Origin of the sequence: Candidatus Methanoperedens nitratireducens (genome assembly GCF_000685155.1) — an archaeon.
Lineage (GTDB): Archaea > Halobacteriota > Methanosarcinia > Methanosarcinales > Methanoperedenaceae > Methanoperedens > Methanoperedens nitratireducens.
The window spans coordinates 544,519-560,302 of record NZ_JMIY01000007.1; the positions used below are offsets into that span (position 1 = coordinate 544,519).

12 protein-coding genes are annotated in these 15,784 nt (G+C 42.7%); 3 read left to right on the forward strand and 9 right to left on the reverse strand.

Annotated elements, in window-relative coordinates:
- Positions 1 to 160 precede the first annotated feature (160 nt).
- Positions 161 to 2,809 (forward strand): UPF0182 family membrane protein, encoded by a 2,649-nt coding sequence (locus ANME2D_RS14740; protein ID WP_048093190.1) that lies wholly within the window; start codon positions 161 to 163, stop codon positions 2,807 to 2,809.
- A 121-nt stretch (positions 2,810 to 2,930) separates the two neighbouring features.
- On the opposite strand, the gene ANME2D_RS14745 is transcribed toward ANME2D_RS14740, so the two are convergent.
- Genes ANME2D_RS14745 through ANME2D_RS17130 form a run of 4 tightly spaced genes read right to left on the reverse strand, consistent with a single transcriptional unit; the run spans position 2,931 to position 6,740 of the window.
- On the reverse strand, positions 2,931 to 4,403 hold the full coding sequence (locus ANME2D_RS14745) for a type I restriction-modification system subunit M (protein WP_048093192.1): 1,473 nt from the start codon (positions 4,401 to 4,403) through the stop codon (positions 2,931 to 2,933).
- 23 nt (positions 4,404 to 4,426) lie between these two features.
- A complete protein-coding gene (hepT, locus tag ANME2D_RS14750; RefSeq protein ID WP_048093194.1) occupies positions 4,427 to 4,843 on the reverse strand; it encodes a type VII toxin-antitoxin system HepT family RNase toxin in 417 nt (138 codons plus the stop codon).
- A complete protein-coding gene (mntA, locus tag ANME2D_RS14755; protein ID WP_157834158.1) occupies positions 4,840 to 5,238 on the reverse strand; it encodes a type VII toxin-antitoxin system MntA family adenylyltransferase antitoxin in 399 nt (132 codons plus the stop codon). Before mntA ends, hepT begins: the two co-directional genes overlap by 4 nt.
- A gap of 23 nt (positions 5,239 to 5,261) precedes the next feature.
- The gene (locus tag ANME2D_RS17130; RefSeq protein ID WP_052368963.1) at positions 5,262 to 6,740 is read right to left on the reverse strand and encodes a restriction endonuclease subunit S; all 1,479 of its coding nucleotides are present in this window, start codon (positions 6,738 to 6,740) and stop codon (positions 5,262 to 5,264) included.
- 434 nt (positions 6,741 to 7,174) lie between these two features.
- Here ANME2D_RS17130 and ANME2D_RS14770 point away from each other — a divergent pair, with 434 nt between their 5' ends.
- Together ANME2D_RS14770 and ANME2D_RS14775 are read left to right on the forward strand one after the other, a co-directional pair.
- Positions 7,175 to 7,438, forward strand: coding sequence for a type II toxin-antitoxin system HicB family antitoxin (locus ANME2D_RS14770; protein ID WP_048093200.1), 264 nt, complete (start codon positions 7,175 to 7,177; stop codon positions 7,436 to 7,438).
- Entirely contained in the window at positions 7,431 to 7,661 is a 231-nt protein-coding gene (locus ANME2D_RS14775) for a type II toxin-antitoxin system HicA family toxin (RefSeq protein ID WP_198527446.1), read from the forward strand. Before ANME2D_RS14770 ends, ANME2D_RS14775 begins: the two co-directional genes overlap by 8 nt.
- A gap of 76 nt (positions 7,662 to 7,737) precedes the next feature.
- Here the strand turns inward: ANME2D_RS14775 and ANME2D_RS14780 are convergent, their stop codons facing one another.
- The 5 genes from ANME2D_RS14780 to ANME2D_RS14800 all read right to left on the reverse strand — a co-directional run bounded on the left by ANME2D_RS14780 (position 7,738) and on the right by ANME2D_RS14800 (position 15,407).
- Positions 7,738 to 10,506 carry a type I restriction endonuclease subunit R gene (locus ANME2D_RS14780; protein WP_048093201.1) on the reverse strand — a complete coding sequence of 923 codons (2,769 nt, stop codon included), beginning with the start codon at positions 10,504 to 10,506 and terminating at the stop codon, positions 7,738 to 7,740.
- 346 nt (positions 10,507 to 10,852) lie between these two features.
- Positions 10,853 to 12,034 carry a bifunctional 5,6,7,8-tetrahydromethanopterin hydro-lyase/3-hexulose-6-phosphate synthase gene (locus tag ANME2D_RS14785; protein WP_048093208.1) on the reverse strand — a complete coding sequence of 394 codons (1,182 nt, stop codon included), beginning with the start codon at positions 12,032 to 12,034 and terminating at the stop codon, positions 10,853 to 10,855.
- A gap of 61 nt (positions 12,035 to 12,095) precedes the next feature.
- Complete coding sequence (locus ANME2D_RS14790) at positions 12,096 to 13,346, reverse strand: amidohydrolase family protein (protein ID WP_048093210.1); 1,251 nt, start codon at positions 13,344 to 13,346, stop codon at positions 12,096 to 12,098.
- A gap of 41 nt (positions 13,347 to 13,387) precedes the next feature.
- The gene (locus ANME2D_RS14795) at positions 13,388 to 14,452 is read right to left on the reverse strand and encodes a helix-turn-helix transcriptional regulator (protein WP_157834159.1); all 1,065 of its coding nucleotides are present in this window, start codon (positions 14,450 to 14,452) and stop codon (positions 13,388 to 13,390) included.
- Positions 14,453 to 14,636: 184 nt separating this feature from the next.
- Complete coding sequence (locus ANME2D_RS14800; protein ID WP_241763379.1) at positions 14,637 to 15,407, reverse strand: RAD55 family ATPase; 771 nt, start codon at positions 15,405 to 15,407, stop codon at positions 14,637 to 14,639.
- Positions 15,408 to 15,784 lie beyond the last annotated feature (377 nt).

The window sequence follows — 15,784 nt, forward strand, 5'->3', positions numbered from 1 at the left end:
ATCATATGATAGATATTCTTTCGTCATCGGTTCCCCTACGATTGAATAACTAAAGATTCATCAATCTATAAAAAATCAATCAAAAGGGGCGATTACATGAAAACTCTTAACCGATGACCAATGGAAAAGATTTAAATAATCTATGCATTAACAAGATTCTATGAAGTTGAAACATATTTTGATACTTATACTGTTTTTTCTATTTACTTTATCAGCTAACATCGTGGGTCTATTCACTGACTACTTGTGGTTTTATGAGGTCGGTTATCACAACGTGTTCTTCACGGTCCTGAAGACCAGGATCATGCTGGGTGCAATAGCTTTTGCCCTGTTCTTTGCTTTTATGTACATCAATATCAGGGCAGCGCTCAAGAATACCTCAGGTCTCAAATTCCTTCTCATTTATTCCGGCGTGATTCTCATCATCAGCCTGCTCTTTGGTCTCTATGCAGCTTCGAAATGGGATATTGTACTGCGCTATCTGAACCAGGTACCTTTTAACCTCAATGACCCTATTTTCGGACATGATATCTCATTCTATGTTTTTTCACTCCCATTTTACAATTTTCTCTTGAACAGCTTATTCTTAGTGGTAATTCTATCTGGCATAGGAGCTGCAGTTATCTATCTTATCAATGGAGGGATTCTCGATCAGCTTGAAAGTCAGACAGATCCACGCTATCAAAAAGTGATCAATGTTATCAGATTACCTGAAGGCACAAAAATACATTTTGCTGTGATCGCTGGTCTATTCACTCTGCTCTTGACCATAAAATTCTACCTTATGCGGTTCGATATACTCTATACACCGAAAAAAGCTTTCTTCGGGCCCGGCTATGCGGATATTAATCTCCAGCTTTATGTAATCACGCTTATGGCAGTTTTAGCTCTCCTGATTTCAGTACTTTTCTTCCTGAGCATAAAAAATACGAATGTCAAATGGCCTCTGGTCGGGATTATCTTAATAATTATTATATTTACAGGCGGGAGCTTTCTTACAACTATGGTGCATCAGTACAAAGTCCTGCCTGATGAATACAATATCGAGAAACCTTATATAGAGAACAATATCAAGTACACAAGACTGGCTTTTGATCTTGAAGATATCGAGCAGATAGAATTCCCTGCTTCGGATAATCTTGCACTCAACGACATTGAGGAGAACACAAAAACAATAGAGAACATCCGTCTCTGGGACTGGAGGCCAATGCTTACAACCTATAAGCAACTTCAACTGATACGGACGTACTATGAGTTCAAAGATATAGATATAAACAGACTCACTATTGATGGGGAATATATGCAAATAGCCGTGTCTGCAAGGGAGATAGATTCTAAAAGACTCCCGGAACAGGCCCGTACATGGGTAAACGAACACCTTGTCTTTACCCACGGCTATGGTATTGCAATGAGCCCGGTACGAGGTGTATCAAAAGAAGGACTGCCCCAGTTCTATATAAAGGATGTGCCACCCAGATCAGAATTTTTTAATATCACGAGGCCAGAGATATATTTCGGGGAACTCGACGATGGTTATGTCATTGTCGGTACAACCAACCCGGAATTTGATTATCCCAGCGGGGAACTGAATGTATATACAAACTATAAGGGAACAGGAGGTATATCCCTCCGATCAGGTCTTGTGAAGCTGGCCATGGCTGTTCGTTTTGGCGAGATCAATATCCTGATTAGCGACTCGATACAACCCGAAAGCAGGATTCTATTCAACCGGAATATCAATAACCGTATCAGGACGATCGCCCCTTTCCTGAAATATGATAATGACCCATACATTGCATTGTCTGAGGGAAAACTTTACTGGATAATTGATGGTTACACTGTCACTGACAGGTTCCCTTACTCTGAGCCTGCAGGAGGCATAAACTATATCCGGAATCCTGTCAAGGCAGTGATCGATGCATACAACGGCTCTGTGGAACTTTACCTGCTGAATGGATCGAATGACCCTATTATTGAAACCTATTCGGCAATGTTCCCCGATCTATTCAAACCCATTTCCCTTATGCCAGAAGGCTTAAAGAGCCAGATCCGGTATCCTGAGGATATGTTCCGTGTTCAAGCTGCAAAATATGCACTTTATCATATGAAAGATCCCGGGGTTTTTTATAACAGGGAGGATGTCTGGGAAATACCTGAAGAACTCTATGAAGGTTCAAAAATAGAGATGGAGCCTTATTACCTGATCACAAAGCTTCCCGGATTACAGGATGAGGAATTTATCCTGCTTTTACCTTTTACACCAAGGTCAAAGACAAATATGATCGCATGGATGGGAGCACGCAATGACATGCCGAATTATGGTAAAAGGATTGTGTATGTGTTCCCCAAGGAGAAACTTGTATACGGACCGATGCAGATCGAAGCAAGGATAGACCAGAATACCGAGATATCTCAGAGTTTCACTCTCTGGAGTCAGTCAGGGTCCCGTGTCATAAGGGGAAATCTTCTGGTCATACCTGTCGAAGATTCGCTTCTCTATGTTGAGCCTATCTATCTGAGAGCAGAACAGAGGGATTCAATTCCAGAACTTAAACGCGTCATCGTGGTTTATGGAGATAAGATCACTATGCAGGAAACGCTGGATGAGGCCATAGCTGTCATTTTCAAGGGAAAGGTTCCTGAACGAACTATTATCCCGGTTGAAGATACTGGAACAAATGACGAACTTATCCAGCAGGTTGTTGAATACTATGAGAGAGCACAGCAACTACTAAAAGAAGGGGATCTGGAAGGCTTTGGACGTGAGATCAACAGGATGGGAAAAATTCTTGAAAAGCTTAAAAAATGAGGTAGAAACTCAGAGTATGTCTGAATACCCCTTCATGGTTCTCTTTTCGTTTTTGAATAAAATAGAGCATCGAGGCTAAGCCATACTGATGATCAAAATTAAGACCATACCGCCCGATAAGCTATAATGCCCCTTTAACTGGCTGCACAAGGTCTTCCTGAATACTATTGAACTGCTCTAATGCCGCAACAAGGTTTTCTGTTATATCCTTCGCAATTATATCCGGGTCAGGGAGATTCTCAGAATCCTCAAGGCTATCATCCTTCAACCAGAATATGTCAAGGCTGACCTTATCGCGCTGCATAAGCTCATTGTAGGTAAAACTCCTGAATCTATCCGTTTCTTTTCTCTCAAATCGATTATCCGGGTTGTAACATTTAATGAAATCCGCCAGGTCATCGTATTTCAGAGTGTTTGTTTTAAGTGTGAAATGCTGGTTTGTCCTTAGATCATAAATCCAGAGTTTCTCAGTCCACGGTTTTTCGCTGGCCGGTTTTCTGTCAAAGAAAAGAACGTTTGCCTTTACTCCCTGTGCATAAAAAACACCTGTTGGGAGTCTCAAAAGGGTATGAACATCGCATTCTTGCAGCAATTTTCTCCTGACCGTTTCACCTGCGCCGCCTTCGAAGAGTACATTGTCTGGAACAACAATAGCAGCTTTTCCGTTTATCTTCAACAGGGTTTTCACATGCTGGAGGAAGTTCAATTGCTTGTTTGATGTAGTCGCCCAGAAATCCTGACGCTCATAGGTTTGAGAGTCTTTATCAGCCTTCCCTTCTCCATTGACTATGGTATAGCTGCTTTTCTTGCCAAAAGGAGGATTGGTGAGCACAACATCAAATCGTTCTCCGGGGTCAGAAGCAAGGGAATCAGCAACAATGATCGGACTCTCTTCTCCTCCGATTCCATGAAGAAAAAGGTTCATGACGCACAGGCGCGCTGCATTATCGACAATTTCCCACCCTTTGAACGTCCTGTACCTGAGCGACTTCTTCTGCTCTATATCCAGAGAAAAATGTTTTGAGATATAATCATGCGCTGCAAGAATGAAACCTCCTGTTCCACAGGCAGGGTCACAGATAGTCGCACCCGGCTGAGGTTTTATAACATCGACCATAGCCTTGATGAGCGGTCTTGGTGTAAAATACTGCCCTGCACCACTTTTTATATCTTCTGCGTTCTTTTGCAGAAGCCCTTCGTAGATCTCACCTTTTATATCAATGTCAAGCCCGACCCATGTCTCACCGTTTATTAGTTCAATCAAACGCCGCAGTTTCGCAGGGTCTTGAATCTTATTCTGTGATTTCCTGAATATGACGCCGAGCATTCCCTTGCCTTTGCCCAGTGTTTCAAGGATATGGCGGTAATGTACCTCAAGTGCATCCCCATCTTTTGAAATGAGGCTCTTCCAGTCAAGTTCTGTCGGGATTGTTGACGGCTTGTTGAATGGAGGCTTTGTCTGCTCGTCAGCCATTTTCAGAAATAAGAGGTATGTCAACTGCTCTACATAATCGCCGTAGCTCACGCCATCGTCGCGGAGCACATTGCAGTAGTTCCAGAGACGTTGCACGATGGTTGAAGATTCGTTTGCCATTTTTTGCGTGTCTCCTGTGTTTTTCAGGAAATATACTTCAAAACCTTTTTGACAAATTGCCTGATATTATTGATATCTCCGGACATTATGATAAAAATACGTTTTGTATCTATCTTACCATATCTGTGGACAAGCAGATTCCTGAACTGAGCCATCTCCTGAAGCTTTGCAGACAACACAGGGTCTATGATTCCCTCTTCTTCAAGAACCTTATAGATATCCTTGTAATCTTCTGCCCTTCTGAAACCTTTTTCAGCTATTATATGGCTTCCGATGTCAAGACATGCTTCGATGGCTTCCTGCAATGAGTGTTTTGCAGCCTGTATATCCCTGAAATTGCCTGAGAACGATTCAAATCCCTGCGACCTGATCTCTTCGATGAGCCGGAGGTTCTCATCAATGAGATCTATCATGGCGTTTATGACTTCGCTGCTTATCATACCCCGAGTCTCACCTTCCGGGCGGCATCATACATTTCAAGGTGAGGTTTGAAATCGTAATATTGAGCCAGAGAGGAGGTTTCAAATTCTATTCTCTTTTTTTCATCTCTGGAGAAGAGAAGTTTTCCGAATCTCAGAACCTGGCTTCTGAACCTGAGTGTCGAACCATTGAGGACTCTTACGTCAATTGTCCTTTTTTCTGCCAGTGCTCTCTCGATGTTTATTGCAAGCCTGGAAGGATATAGCGGTTCTCTTTCAAGGATGCTCTCATCTCTTAAATAGATGGCAATATCTATATCGCTGCTCTCTTTCTGAGTGCCTTTTGCATATGATCCAAAAATGTAAGCAAAAAGGATTTCTGGGTCTTCTTCCATTGCTTTTATGATTTTTTCCACGTAATATAAATGTACAGAGGGTTTCATAAACCCTTTCTCTTGAATTTACTTCCACTTCCTTTTTTTGTCCTCTCTGCCTTAATCCTCTCCAGCAACACCCCGGCAGGCTCATCATTCGCATCCTGCGCCACAAGCTTCCCCTCAAACGCCTTCTTCAAAATACTCTGGCGCAGCCTTTCAGCTTGCGCTAGGCTCTGCTTAACGGTTTTCGCTACTTCATCAGCCACAGAGAGGCGGCGCTCCACCTCGGCTACGATGCGGCGTTGCTCGGCGAGGGGAGGGAGGGGAACAGCAAGATTTCCTAGAGTTTCCAAATTAATATTCTTTTGAGCAGTAGCCGGAGCATACTTTTCTAAATCTTTTTTAGCGGTTCTAATAAAGAATTCAATGAATCTGACATTGCAATTGGTATCTTCGCATACGAAACCGACAACACTGTCGGGAAAACAACTTGGGAAAGTAAGTATGCCGCTGTCTGCAATATTTGCGGCAATAGTTATGCAAAGAGTCCCAGCCGGCCAAAGGCGGCTCTGTGCTAACCCAAATTCACTATAAGTCTGAGAAAAATTTTTAATACTACCATTCGAATTCTTTACATCTCCGGTTTGTATGAAAGGATACGGACCTCCAAAAAGCCTTTTATCATCTCGTGGACGATGCTTTGATTTTCCACGCGCCAAATCCCCTAATTGTGGAAGTGTAGCCCATCCCCACCCCTCCGGCAGCGTAGGCAGTCCGCTCGTATCCGGCGCCACAGGTTCTTTGTATTTACCTTTGCCATTCCATTTCTCACGCCGCTCCTCAAGTATGCGCGCCAGCAGCACATCCGCAGGCTCGTATGTGCGCCCCTCGGCTTTCGCTAATTCAGCCTCGGTTAGCACGAGTTTACCCTCACAGGCTGCTTTGAGCACAGATTGGCGGTAGCGCTTCAACTGCGCCTGTGTCTTTTTGAGTGCAGAAACGCCTGCGTCGAGTCTGGTGAAAAGCTCCTCAATTTTGGCAACGATGCGGCGCTGTTCGGGAAGAGGGGGGAGGGGAGTGTAAATTTCTTGTACCTTAGATAGTTGAAGAGATGGTAATGTTGTGGCATGTGTCAATTTTTTAAAATCAAATGTTTTAAGCCAATAATATAGCCACTCGCATGGGATGTCACCCAATGGTAAAGCAATTCCGATATGACTTACTACATACATATCTTTTCCTAAAATTGCTCTTTGATTTAGAAGAATTGACATTCCACTTTTTGTAAATAGAACAGAACCTTTAGGAAATAATTTCATCTTCTCGATAGCCTTTATATTCAGATGGTCTCTGGTGTCATAGATGTAGACATTACTTCCCAAGTTCCCCATATCTTGAACTCGAACAAATGGGTAAATACCATTTTCAAAAAATTCCTCCCCTTGTGGGGCCGGATTTCCAGCGCCGATATTAGCAATCTCCCCCAGCCTCGTCCACACCCACCCTCCTGGCAGTTCAGACAGCGCGCCCTCGTTCATCATGCCAGCCCTCCTCGCATCCCTTTACCAAATATTAGCCGCAGATGAACGCAGATAAACGCAGATACACGGTTGGCAGGTGAGCAATTGAGATAGAACACGGATTGCGCGGATGACACTGATGCGCACGGATTGAAAATATCGGTAATTTTAAAAAGATCCGTGAAAATCCATCTGACCCGTGTTATCCGTGTTCTATATTGATGCTGCTTCTCCATAGCCGGTCGTAAATATTGCCAGGATTTGCGCTCTTTGCTGTGTATTAATCTATCTAAATCTGCAACAAACACCTTAACGGAGATAGCTCTGTGTTCATCTGTGTGTATCTGCGGATTTTTCATCATCTTCAACCCTGAGTGCTAATAAAATACTGCTATGTATAAAAAAGTATATCAGGATGAGACATTAAAATACCGTATGCAAAATTGGTGATTCTGATGCTTATAGATTATATAAATAAAGCGTTGAGTAAAGCAGAATACGATAAGCTTGAGGATGGTACCTTTTTTGGCAGGATACCGCAGTGTCCGGGTGTTCTTGCTTTTGGGAAGACACTTTTTGAGTGCCAGAAGGAACTTGAGTCTGTCCTTGAAGGCTGGCTGATAGTTAAAATAAGACATGGCGATACATTACCTGTGATAGATGACCTGGATATCAATACAGGTATCCCATCAGACAATGAGGCTGCTGCTCATGCCTAAATGGAAGCCATGCAAACGCAGGGTTTTCATCAAAAAGCTGGTAAAACTTGGTTTCAATCCGCCTGAACCTGGCGGACGACATTTTTACATGCGATACGGCAGTAATGTGCTTACAATACCAAATAATGATGAGTATTCAGTTCCGCAGCTTAAGATGATGATTAAGGAATTGGAAAACATCATTGGAAGAATGATTACACTGGAAGAATGGGAAGAGCTTTAATACACAACTCCTGAACTCTAGCGCGCTACTGCACATCTCTTCCACATCGAATCATCCATTATATCAGCTTTCTCTATCATACCGCCAGCGTCTCATTCAGCTCTTCCAAAATATTATTCAATCTATTCCCGAACAATTGATACGCCTTCGCTGGTCCTCCTCTCTCATAGAACGGTGCGAGTTCAAAATCATCCATTCCAATGCTCAGGGAGGATGCGATATGGTCTCTAATCATCAAAAGCCATGCCATCTGCGCCTCTGTGAACCTGACCCCTGCCATCTCCTGTTCCGCGCGCCACCTCTCAAAACGCTGGTTCACTGTCTCAGGGAAAGGCTCAAGCACATCACTCCTTCCAGAGGCAAACCGTATAAGTGAAACGATATTCGTCAGAAGCTTCTGCGCACCCGCACCTTTGACCTTTGACCTATCCAGTTGTTCATAAGCCTGCCATAGTATTTCTGGCGTGAGTTGATATGGCGGTTTTCTTATTGCATCAGCAACCTCTTTTATCTCCTCGTATGTCAGGTGGCGCCTGCCATAGGGCTTGCTGTAAATGATCTGCAGGGCTGTAATTTCGTCTTTATTTTCCTCGATAAACTTCTTGAAGGTATCCACGATGCCCCGCGCTCTTTCCTTTGCCTGTTCATCATAGCCTGCGAAAATAACGGTGTCTTTACTCGTTATATCAATATCCTGCTCATTCCTTTTCTTGATATCACTGAGAAGGCTCCTGAGTTTCGAACTATCAAAAGGAACGCAGGCGCTTTTCGCCAATTCCTCACCTGCTTTCTTGATTTGCTCGCCTGTTGGCGTCTCTGTTTTGAATATCTCCCTGGCTTTCTCCAATTTCTTATCAGGGTCAACAGCATCGAGAAGGCTGTTGACAAGCACTTTTAAAGACTTACCTTCTGCTGCTTTTTCAATATCTTTCTTGTCCTTTTCATCGATTTCCCTCTCCATCTTCGCAAGCCTTCCTGCAAGAGACGTAAGATTATCTTCATCCCTGATTCCAGCCGCAATTGATGTAATGAGCTTATCAAATGACACACTCTTTTTTCGCTCAAGCGGGCGGGAATCAGTCTTATCATTCTCGCACACCCCCACAGCATCCACTATCATAAAATGGGTTTTTGCAGCAGCATCCTTTGTGATAGCCTGGAAATCTGTTTGAGATATTGTTCGTGTACCCCGTCCTTTCATCTGCTCAAAGAGAACCCTGGATTTGACATCCCTCATGAAGAGGAGACACTCAAGCGGTCTAATATCTGTTCCAGTTGAGATCATATCTACGGTCACAGCTATTCGCGGATTGTAGGAATTGCGAAAACTCGCGATAAGGTCTTCTGGTTTATCACCAGCAGTTCGATAGGTTATTTTTTTACAGAAGTCATTGCCTTTACCGAATTCCTCCCTGATTATATGGACAATATCCTCTGCATGTGAATCATCTTTTGCAAATACCAGAGTCTTTGGAATCTCAGTTCTTCCGGGGAAAATTTCTGTGGGCAATTTATCTTTAAAGATTTTGATAACAGTCCGGATCTGGTCTATTGCAACTACACTGCGGTCAAGCTGTTCAGGGGCATACTCTAAAGGCTCATCAAGTTGTTCCCACCTGACCTTTCTTGTAAGTTTATCTCTCTTATCAATATAATCTCCTGCTTCAACCCTGCTACCTTTTTCAGTGATACTTGTTTTGATACGGTAAACCTCGTATCCTACATTCACCCCATCTGCCACCGCACGTTCATGGCTATATTCCATGACAAGATTTTGATTAAAAAAGCCCAGTGTTTGTTTTGATGGTGTGGCAGTTAGTCCTATAATGAACGCATCAAAATATTCAATCACCTGCCTCCATAAACCATAGATTGAACGATGGCACTCATCCGTGACAATGAAATCAAACGTCTCAACAGGAATTTGAGGATTGTAAGAAACTTCCTTTTCCTTACCATCTGATGAAATCTCAAAAAGTGACTGCTCTTCGTTCTCATGCTCAAATTCTGTCTCTCCACTGAGCATTGAGTAAAGTCTCTGGATCGTAGTGATACAAACCTTGCTCACGGGATCAATCGTATTTGATGCCAGGTGCTGGACGTTGTACAGCTCTGTAAACTTCCTGCCATCATCAGGAGTTACATACTGCGCAAATTCCTTTTTTGTCTGGCGCCCAAGGTTGCTCCTGTCCACCAGGAAAAGCACCCTTTTGGCACCTGCGAATTTTATCAGGCGGTAAATGAAACTTACCGCAGTATAGGTCTTGCCGCTTCCTGTTGCCATCTGGATAAGCGCTCTTGGTCTTGCTTCTGCAAAGGATTCTTCAAGGTTCTGGATGGCTTCAAACTGGCAATCTCTGAGCCCTTCTTTTATCAATGGATGATTTGAGGGCATTATTTTTAATCTTGACCTGAGAGTTTCTGGTTGAGAACTCCATTCTCTTAAAGTCTCAGGCTTATGAAATCCAAAAACTCTGCGAGACCGCGCATCCGGGTCTCTATTATCTCGGAAGTAGGTTTCTGTACCTGTGCTCTCATAAGAAAAAGGAGGAGTGTCCTGCATTTTTGGAAGTCCTTCCGGAATACCTGTTAGATATTTTGCTGTTTGTTCTGATACGCCGCTTAAAGTTGTTCCTTCTGATTTAGCCTCTAAAACCCCTCCTACAGTTCTATCCAGAAACAGTAAATAATCCGTAAAGCCTGATTTCAGTGGAAATTCACGTACAGCTACACCAGGAGATATACCCAGATTAAACTCTGGATAATCTTGAATTGCCCATCCGGCACCTTCAAGTTGTTTATCGATTTGTTGTCTGGCTTTCTCTTCAGGTTTCTGTTTGACCATAATCTCCACAAAAGCAACAAATCATTATAGTTATACTCAGATAAAAATTTTATTGATGATGTCATTTTGGATAGAGGTCAAAAGCTGAAAAAATAGCCTGTAGGTCAATGCCATCAGTACTCATAGGGGTCATCACGGTATAAACTTCCCCTTCCCCTGACCGGTGGTCACTTCAAAGCTATGATTTCTACCAGCAATATCCATACGAAATAGGAGTATCAAACGAATTTAAGTGCTCCAATGCGGGTATATAAATATCCAATGTATATTGGTCGATAAGAGAGTCTCTTTTGACCGATATACATATGGATTATTGCTATCTTTGTTAGTATTCTGTACTTTAATACTAGAAATCAGTCATTATCCTGTACTGGTCTATCTCAGGCTGTTTGAGCTCTTCCAGGAACTGCTCTGTCATAAAGCGTACGTCCTTTGCTTTGGTAATTGCACGTCCTACCACGATAATATCAGCACCTGACCTGAGGGCTTCCTTGACAGTATCCACACGTATGCCTCCTGCCACAGCCACCAGCATTCTCTCGGATAGTTCCTTCATGGCAGGTATATCTCCCCATGCATGTTCTACTCTGTTCTCAGTATCGATCGCCCTGTGGAGTTCCACCACATCAGGTTTGATAGAGAGTTTCTTAAGCAGAGCAAGCGGATCACCAACGTTCAGCATATCTATAATAGCGTAGATACCTGTCTTCTTTGCCTCCTTTATCGCTTTCTCAATTGTAGTCACAGGTGCAAGTCCTGATATCACAACAGCATCTGCAGTGGCATCAGCCACCATGCGCGCTTCGAGGTTGCCTGTATCCAGCGTTTTCAGGTCTGCCACAACAAAAGCATTCGGCCGCACCTCTCTTATGGACTGGACAACATTCACGCCATATCTTTTAATGAGCGGTGTTCCGGCCTCGATAATAAGATGGTCGCTCTGCGGTATCTGTTTTATTATATTCTTGATAGCATCGATATCAGGTATATCAATGGCAACCTGCAGATAAGGCGGGTTCCATAACCTGACCACCTTGAACCCCATTATTGGATGCATGGTGCGGTCTTTCTCGTACATGAGCGTCTTTGTATCCGGGAATCCCCGCATCGCCCTGTCGATAGCAAGTTTTGTCGCACCGTAATTATAGCGATATATCTTGTTGTAATCTTTCGCCTCTGGATGTATAAACACACTGACCACTATAGCTAGGTCTTCAACCTGATCCTCTGGAATTACCCCTTCCTGGATAGAATCTGCAACCGCTCTTGCAACAGCGGTCTGTGCAGGCCCGAATATCTGGGCTGCCTGCGCCATATTCTTGACCGTTACTTTTGGCACGATTAGCGTTGCAGGCTTTGCGATCAGGTTTGGCCTTATAACCGATAGAAGAGGAGTGTGCCCCATGGACAACTGTGTAAAGCCATTCGCAAAGGCCTGTCCAACAGGACCCGTTTTCTCTCCAATGATCAAATCAATATGAGCCAGTTCTGGCTCCTCACCAATTAAGGCCTCACCTACTAAAAACACTTTAATACCTCGGTGCTTAACATAGGTAATTTAGTATATATGTATTTCTGAAATTGTACTATTATAGCGTTTGATGTCTTGTATCTTCAATTACTTTATCCTCATCAAGCACTTCTACCCTGTAATCCTCCATGAGTACTTTTCCATTAACGATAGTTGTTTTCACACCACATCCGCAGCCCCTGATAAGAGCCGGGATTATATTTGGAGATGTGAACTGCGGTTTTTTTAGCTCTACAAGGATAATATCAGCAAAACAGCCGGGTTTAAGTACACCTGCATTAATATTCAATGCCCGTGCGCCGCTCACAGTTGCCATCCCAAGAACTGTAGATGCTGTCATTGAGCGCGGGTCTTTTAGCTTATGAAGATACAGAGCCATCCTCATCTCATTCCACATATCAAGACTTCCGCTTGAGGCTGCGCCATCTGTGCCAAGGGCTACATTTATGCCTTTCTCAAGCATCCTCGGAACAGGCGATATCCCCACACCAAGGGCCATATTGCTTGTCGGGCAGTGGACAACATTTACCTTTTTGGTGCTCAGGATATCGATATCATCATCTGATAGCCAGATGCAGTGGGCAGCAAGGATATCAGGTCCGAGTAGATCAATGCTGTTGAGAAAATTAACATAACACATGCCATACCGCTTTTTCATTAAATGCAGTTCATCCTCTGTTTCAAGAACATGGATGTGAATCCTGGAATTGTTCCCCGCAGCCAGTTCCCTAACTTTTACCAGAAATTCTTTTGAGCATGAAGCTGCTGAATGTGGAGCGTACATGGTTGTAATCCTGCCGTCTTCCGCACCGCTCCATTTTCTTGCAAAATCCACCCTGCTCTTGAGTTTTGAATCAGAATCCTCATTTATGCCTTCGATCATCCCGTATCCCAGAGCAGCCCTCATGCCTGTTTCCTTAACCACGGATGCCACCTCATCCATGTGGACATACATATCAGCAAAAGCAGTAGTGCCTGATCTTATCATCTCAAGTATTCCAAGGTATGCGCCAGATCTCACATCCGCAGGGGTCAGTTTGATCTCTGCCGCCTGGATCTTTTTAATCCAATCCCCGTAGGACAGATCATCGGCAAATCCGCGGAAAAGGGTCATAGGGAGATGTGTATGAGCATTGATAAGGCCGGGCATAACAGCGCAGCCTTTTGCATCGATCACCTTATCGGCTCTTTCATCCGTATTTTTTCCAATAAAGGTAATTAAACCGCTATCTACTACTATCACCCCCTCATCTATGCCTGTGCCATTCATCGTTAGTATGCGGCCGCCCCTGATTATTAAGTCTGCCATGATATATTTTGTTGGCTGGTAGTGTAAAATGAATAATAAGATTATTGATCTTTATCTTTAGCTACCATCCTTATGATATTCTCTTTGCCTTTTCTTATCTTTAGAATCCGTCCATCCTCTTTCATCTTTGCCAGAATGATACTTATCTTGGATTTTGAGAGTCCGCTTTCCTTAACAATATCGGATTGATACGCCTGCCCACCACATCTTGTAAGGTATCGCTCTATCATCTCTTCATACCCCAGGATCTCTGTTGTCATATCTGGAAGCGGCATTAAAGCGTCGTCATCAATGTTAGTTTCAGTATTATCAACATAGACAGTACTATCTGCTGTGTCATCAATCAAACTGTCATCATTTCTCCCGTTCACTCGCCTTCTCTTCCAGAAAACGATCAATGTGCCAGATATCAGGATAGCTATAGGCACTAATATCAGAAGCCATGTACTCTGATAGGCACTCTGGTATGGCAGGTATGTGTCCTCCTGGATTATTTTGCGTGAGAGTACAAGATATGGTTCCCCTTTACCAAAGCTGTTGTAGAGTATCCTATCCCATATCAATCGATCTCCATCGAGCTTATCAAAACTCGGGGATGCGTTCAGAACATCATAACCAGCAGGTATTTTGATTATAAGCTTATCTAGTTGGGTCGGGAGCACAATACCTATACCTTCTGGAAAAGCGTCACCTATTACTATCTCTGATGAGTTCGTCCGCGAAAAATTCTCCCATTCAAAACCGTAGCGAATTATACCAAAGGTGCGTGGAGCGGTTTTTACTATATCATAGGAGACATTAAAGTCTCTGATGCTCATAGGGCGGCCGGAGTTATTCTGTGCCAAAAGCACAGATCTGTTAATATCATTCCATAATGCTGATGCCTGGATTGATCTGGATATACTCTGCTCGTTCAGTATATATTTAGATTCCCACTCACTTACCTCTGACTGGGTAGTCAGCGGCTGGTGATTTTCCGCAGTCCACAGCGCACTTCCATTCTCGTAAACCTCAACCGTTGCTATTGTTTGTGCTGTTGTTACAGTTTGTGCTATAGCTGCCTGGTTCAACAGCATTAAAAAAACCAACAGAAGAATTGCTCTCATAATCAGTACAGCACTTGATGGCATTGGTATTAAGATTTGCTACTCAATCATCATCGTGATTCTTGTCTTTATTGTCCTTATGTTTATTCAGTTTTTATGATATAAACTGAACACTTATATGCTAACTCGCTTTGGTTCTTCACTGTTTCTGTTGGTTTCAATTATGCCATGTAATTCTACAATTCTAATCTCCTATTATTCTTATATTAGCCCCATCTGTCTCATATTCAAACCAGTGAGTAGGTTTTTGTAATATACCTACTACCCGGATAAAATTCTTATCATCCTCAGATTTGACCTCTATCATATAGTCGAATAATTGATTTAAGGTCGAGATTGCCTGTATGTCATGAATACCGCTCTCCAGTACATATATCCCAATACCCCCTATTGCTCTGATACGTCCGGTAAAAACATGGAGGAACCTGTATATCGTTTTAATATTAGAATACATTAATAATGTGGAAAGTGAATTAATGCTAAGTTGAATTTTTCTTATACTCTCTATTCCAAGAAATTTCTCAAAAAACTGGCTGATTTTAATACCTATCCCTGTTAGATCGATTGGACTGTTTGCTACAATAATATTATCATCTTCATCAGCCGTATTACAGGTCATTTTTGTAACACAATCAACTATTCCAATCCTTGAAGATAGTAATTCATTTTCTTTGAACCATTCTAGAACATGAGCTCCAGGCTCACGCGTGTTCACTGTTATTATTGCATCCTCGTTTTTTGCTATACCATGGTACATTATATGATTCAAAATAACCTCTTTTCCGCTCATCGGTGGACCGACTAACAGGATATTTGATCCTTTCTTTATATCTGCACCCAGTAACTCATCCAATCTCGGGATTCCTGTCTCAATCATACTATCTCCCTCTATGTACTTCTGTGAATCAGTATTTGCAGGGTGTATCAGTAGTGCTGCATGGTGATATTCAAGCATAAACATAATAATGATAATCACTAGTATAAACACATCGATAATTTTTTAAGTTTTTAAGAGTTTTTATGGTATATTATGCTATATTATAGTTTTATATAGTTTATATGTGTTAATTTTGGCAATTGCAGCGCTAAAAAGCAATAGTTATAACGTAGAAGCGGGTTGAAATTAAACCGAAAAAAGTAATATACCCTAATTAATAATATAGGGTTAATTGCAGTCCATAGACACTACAACGGAGGGCTCAAGAGGAACAAACAGATCGCTTTAGTAACACAAAACTTTTCCGTATACCATTCTATTATCGAAGAGGCCCGTTCCCGCAAGCTCGATCTACTGGTTCTTGCTCCATCCCAGCCTATCCCGGCTAGCGTAGG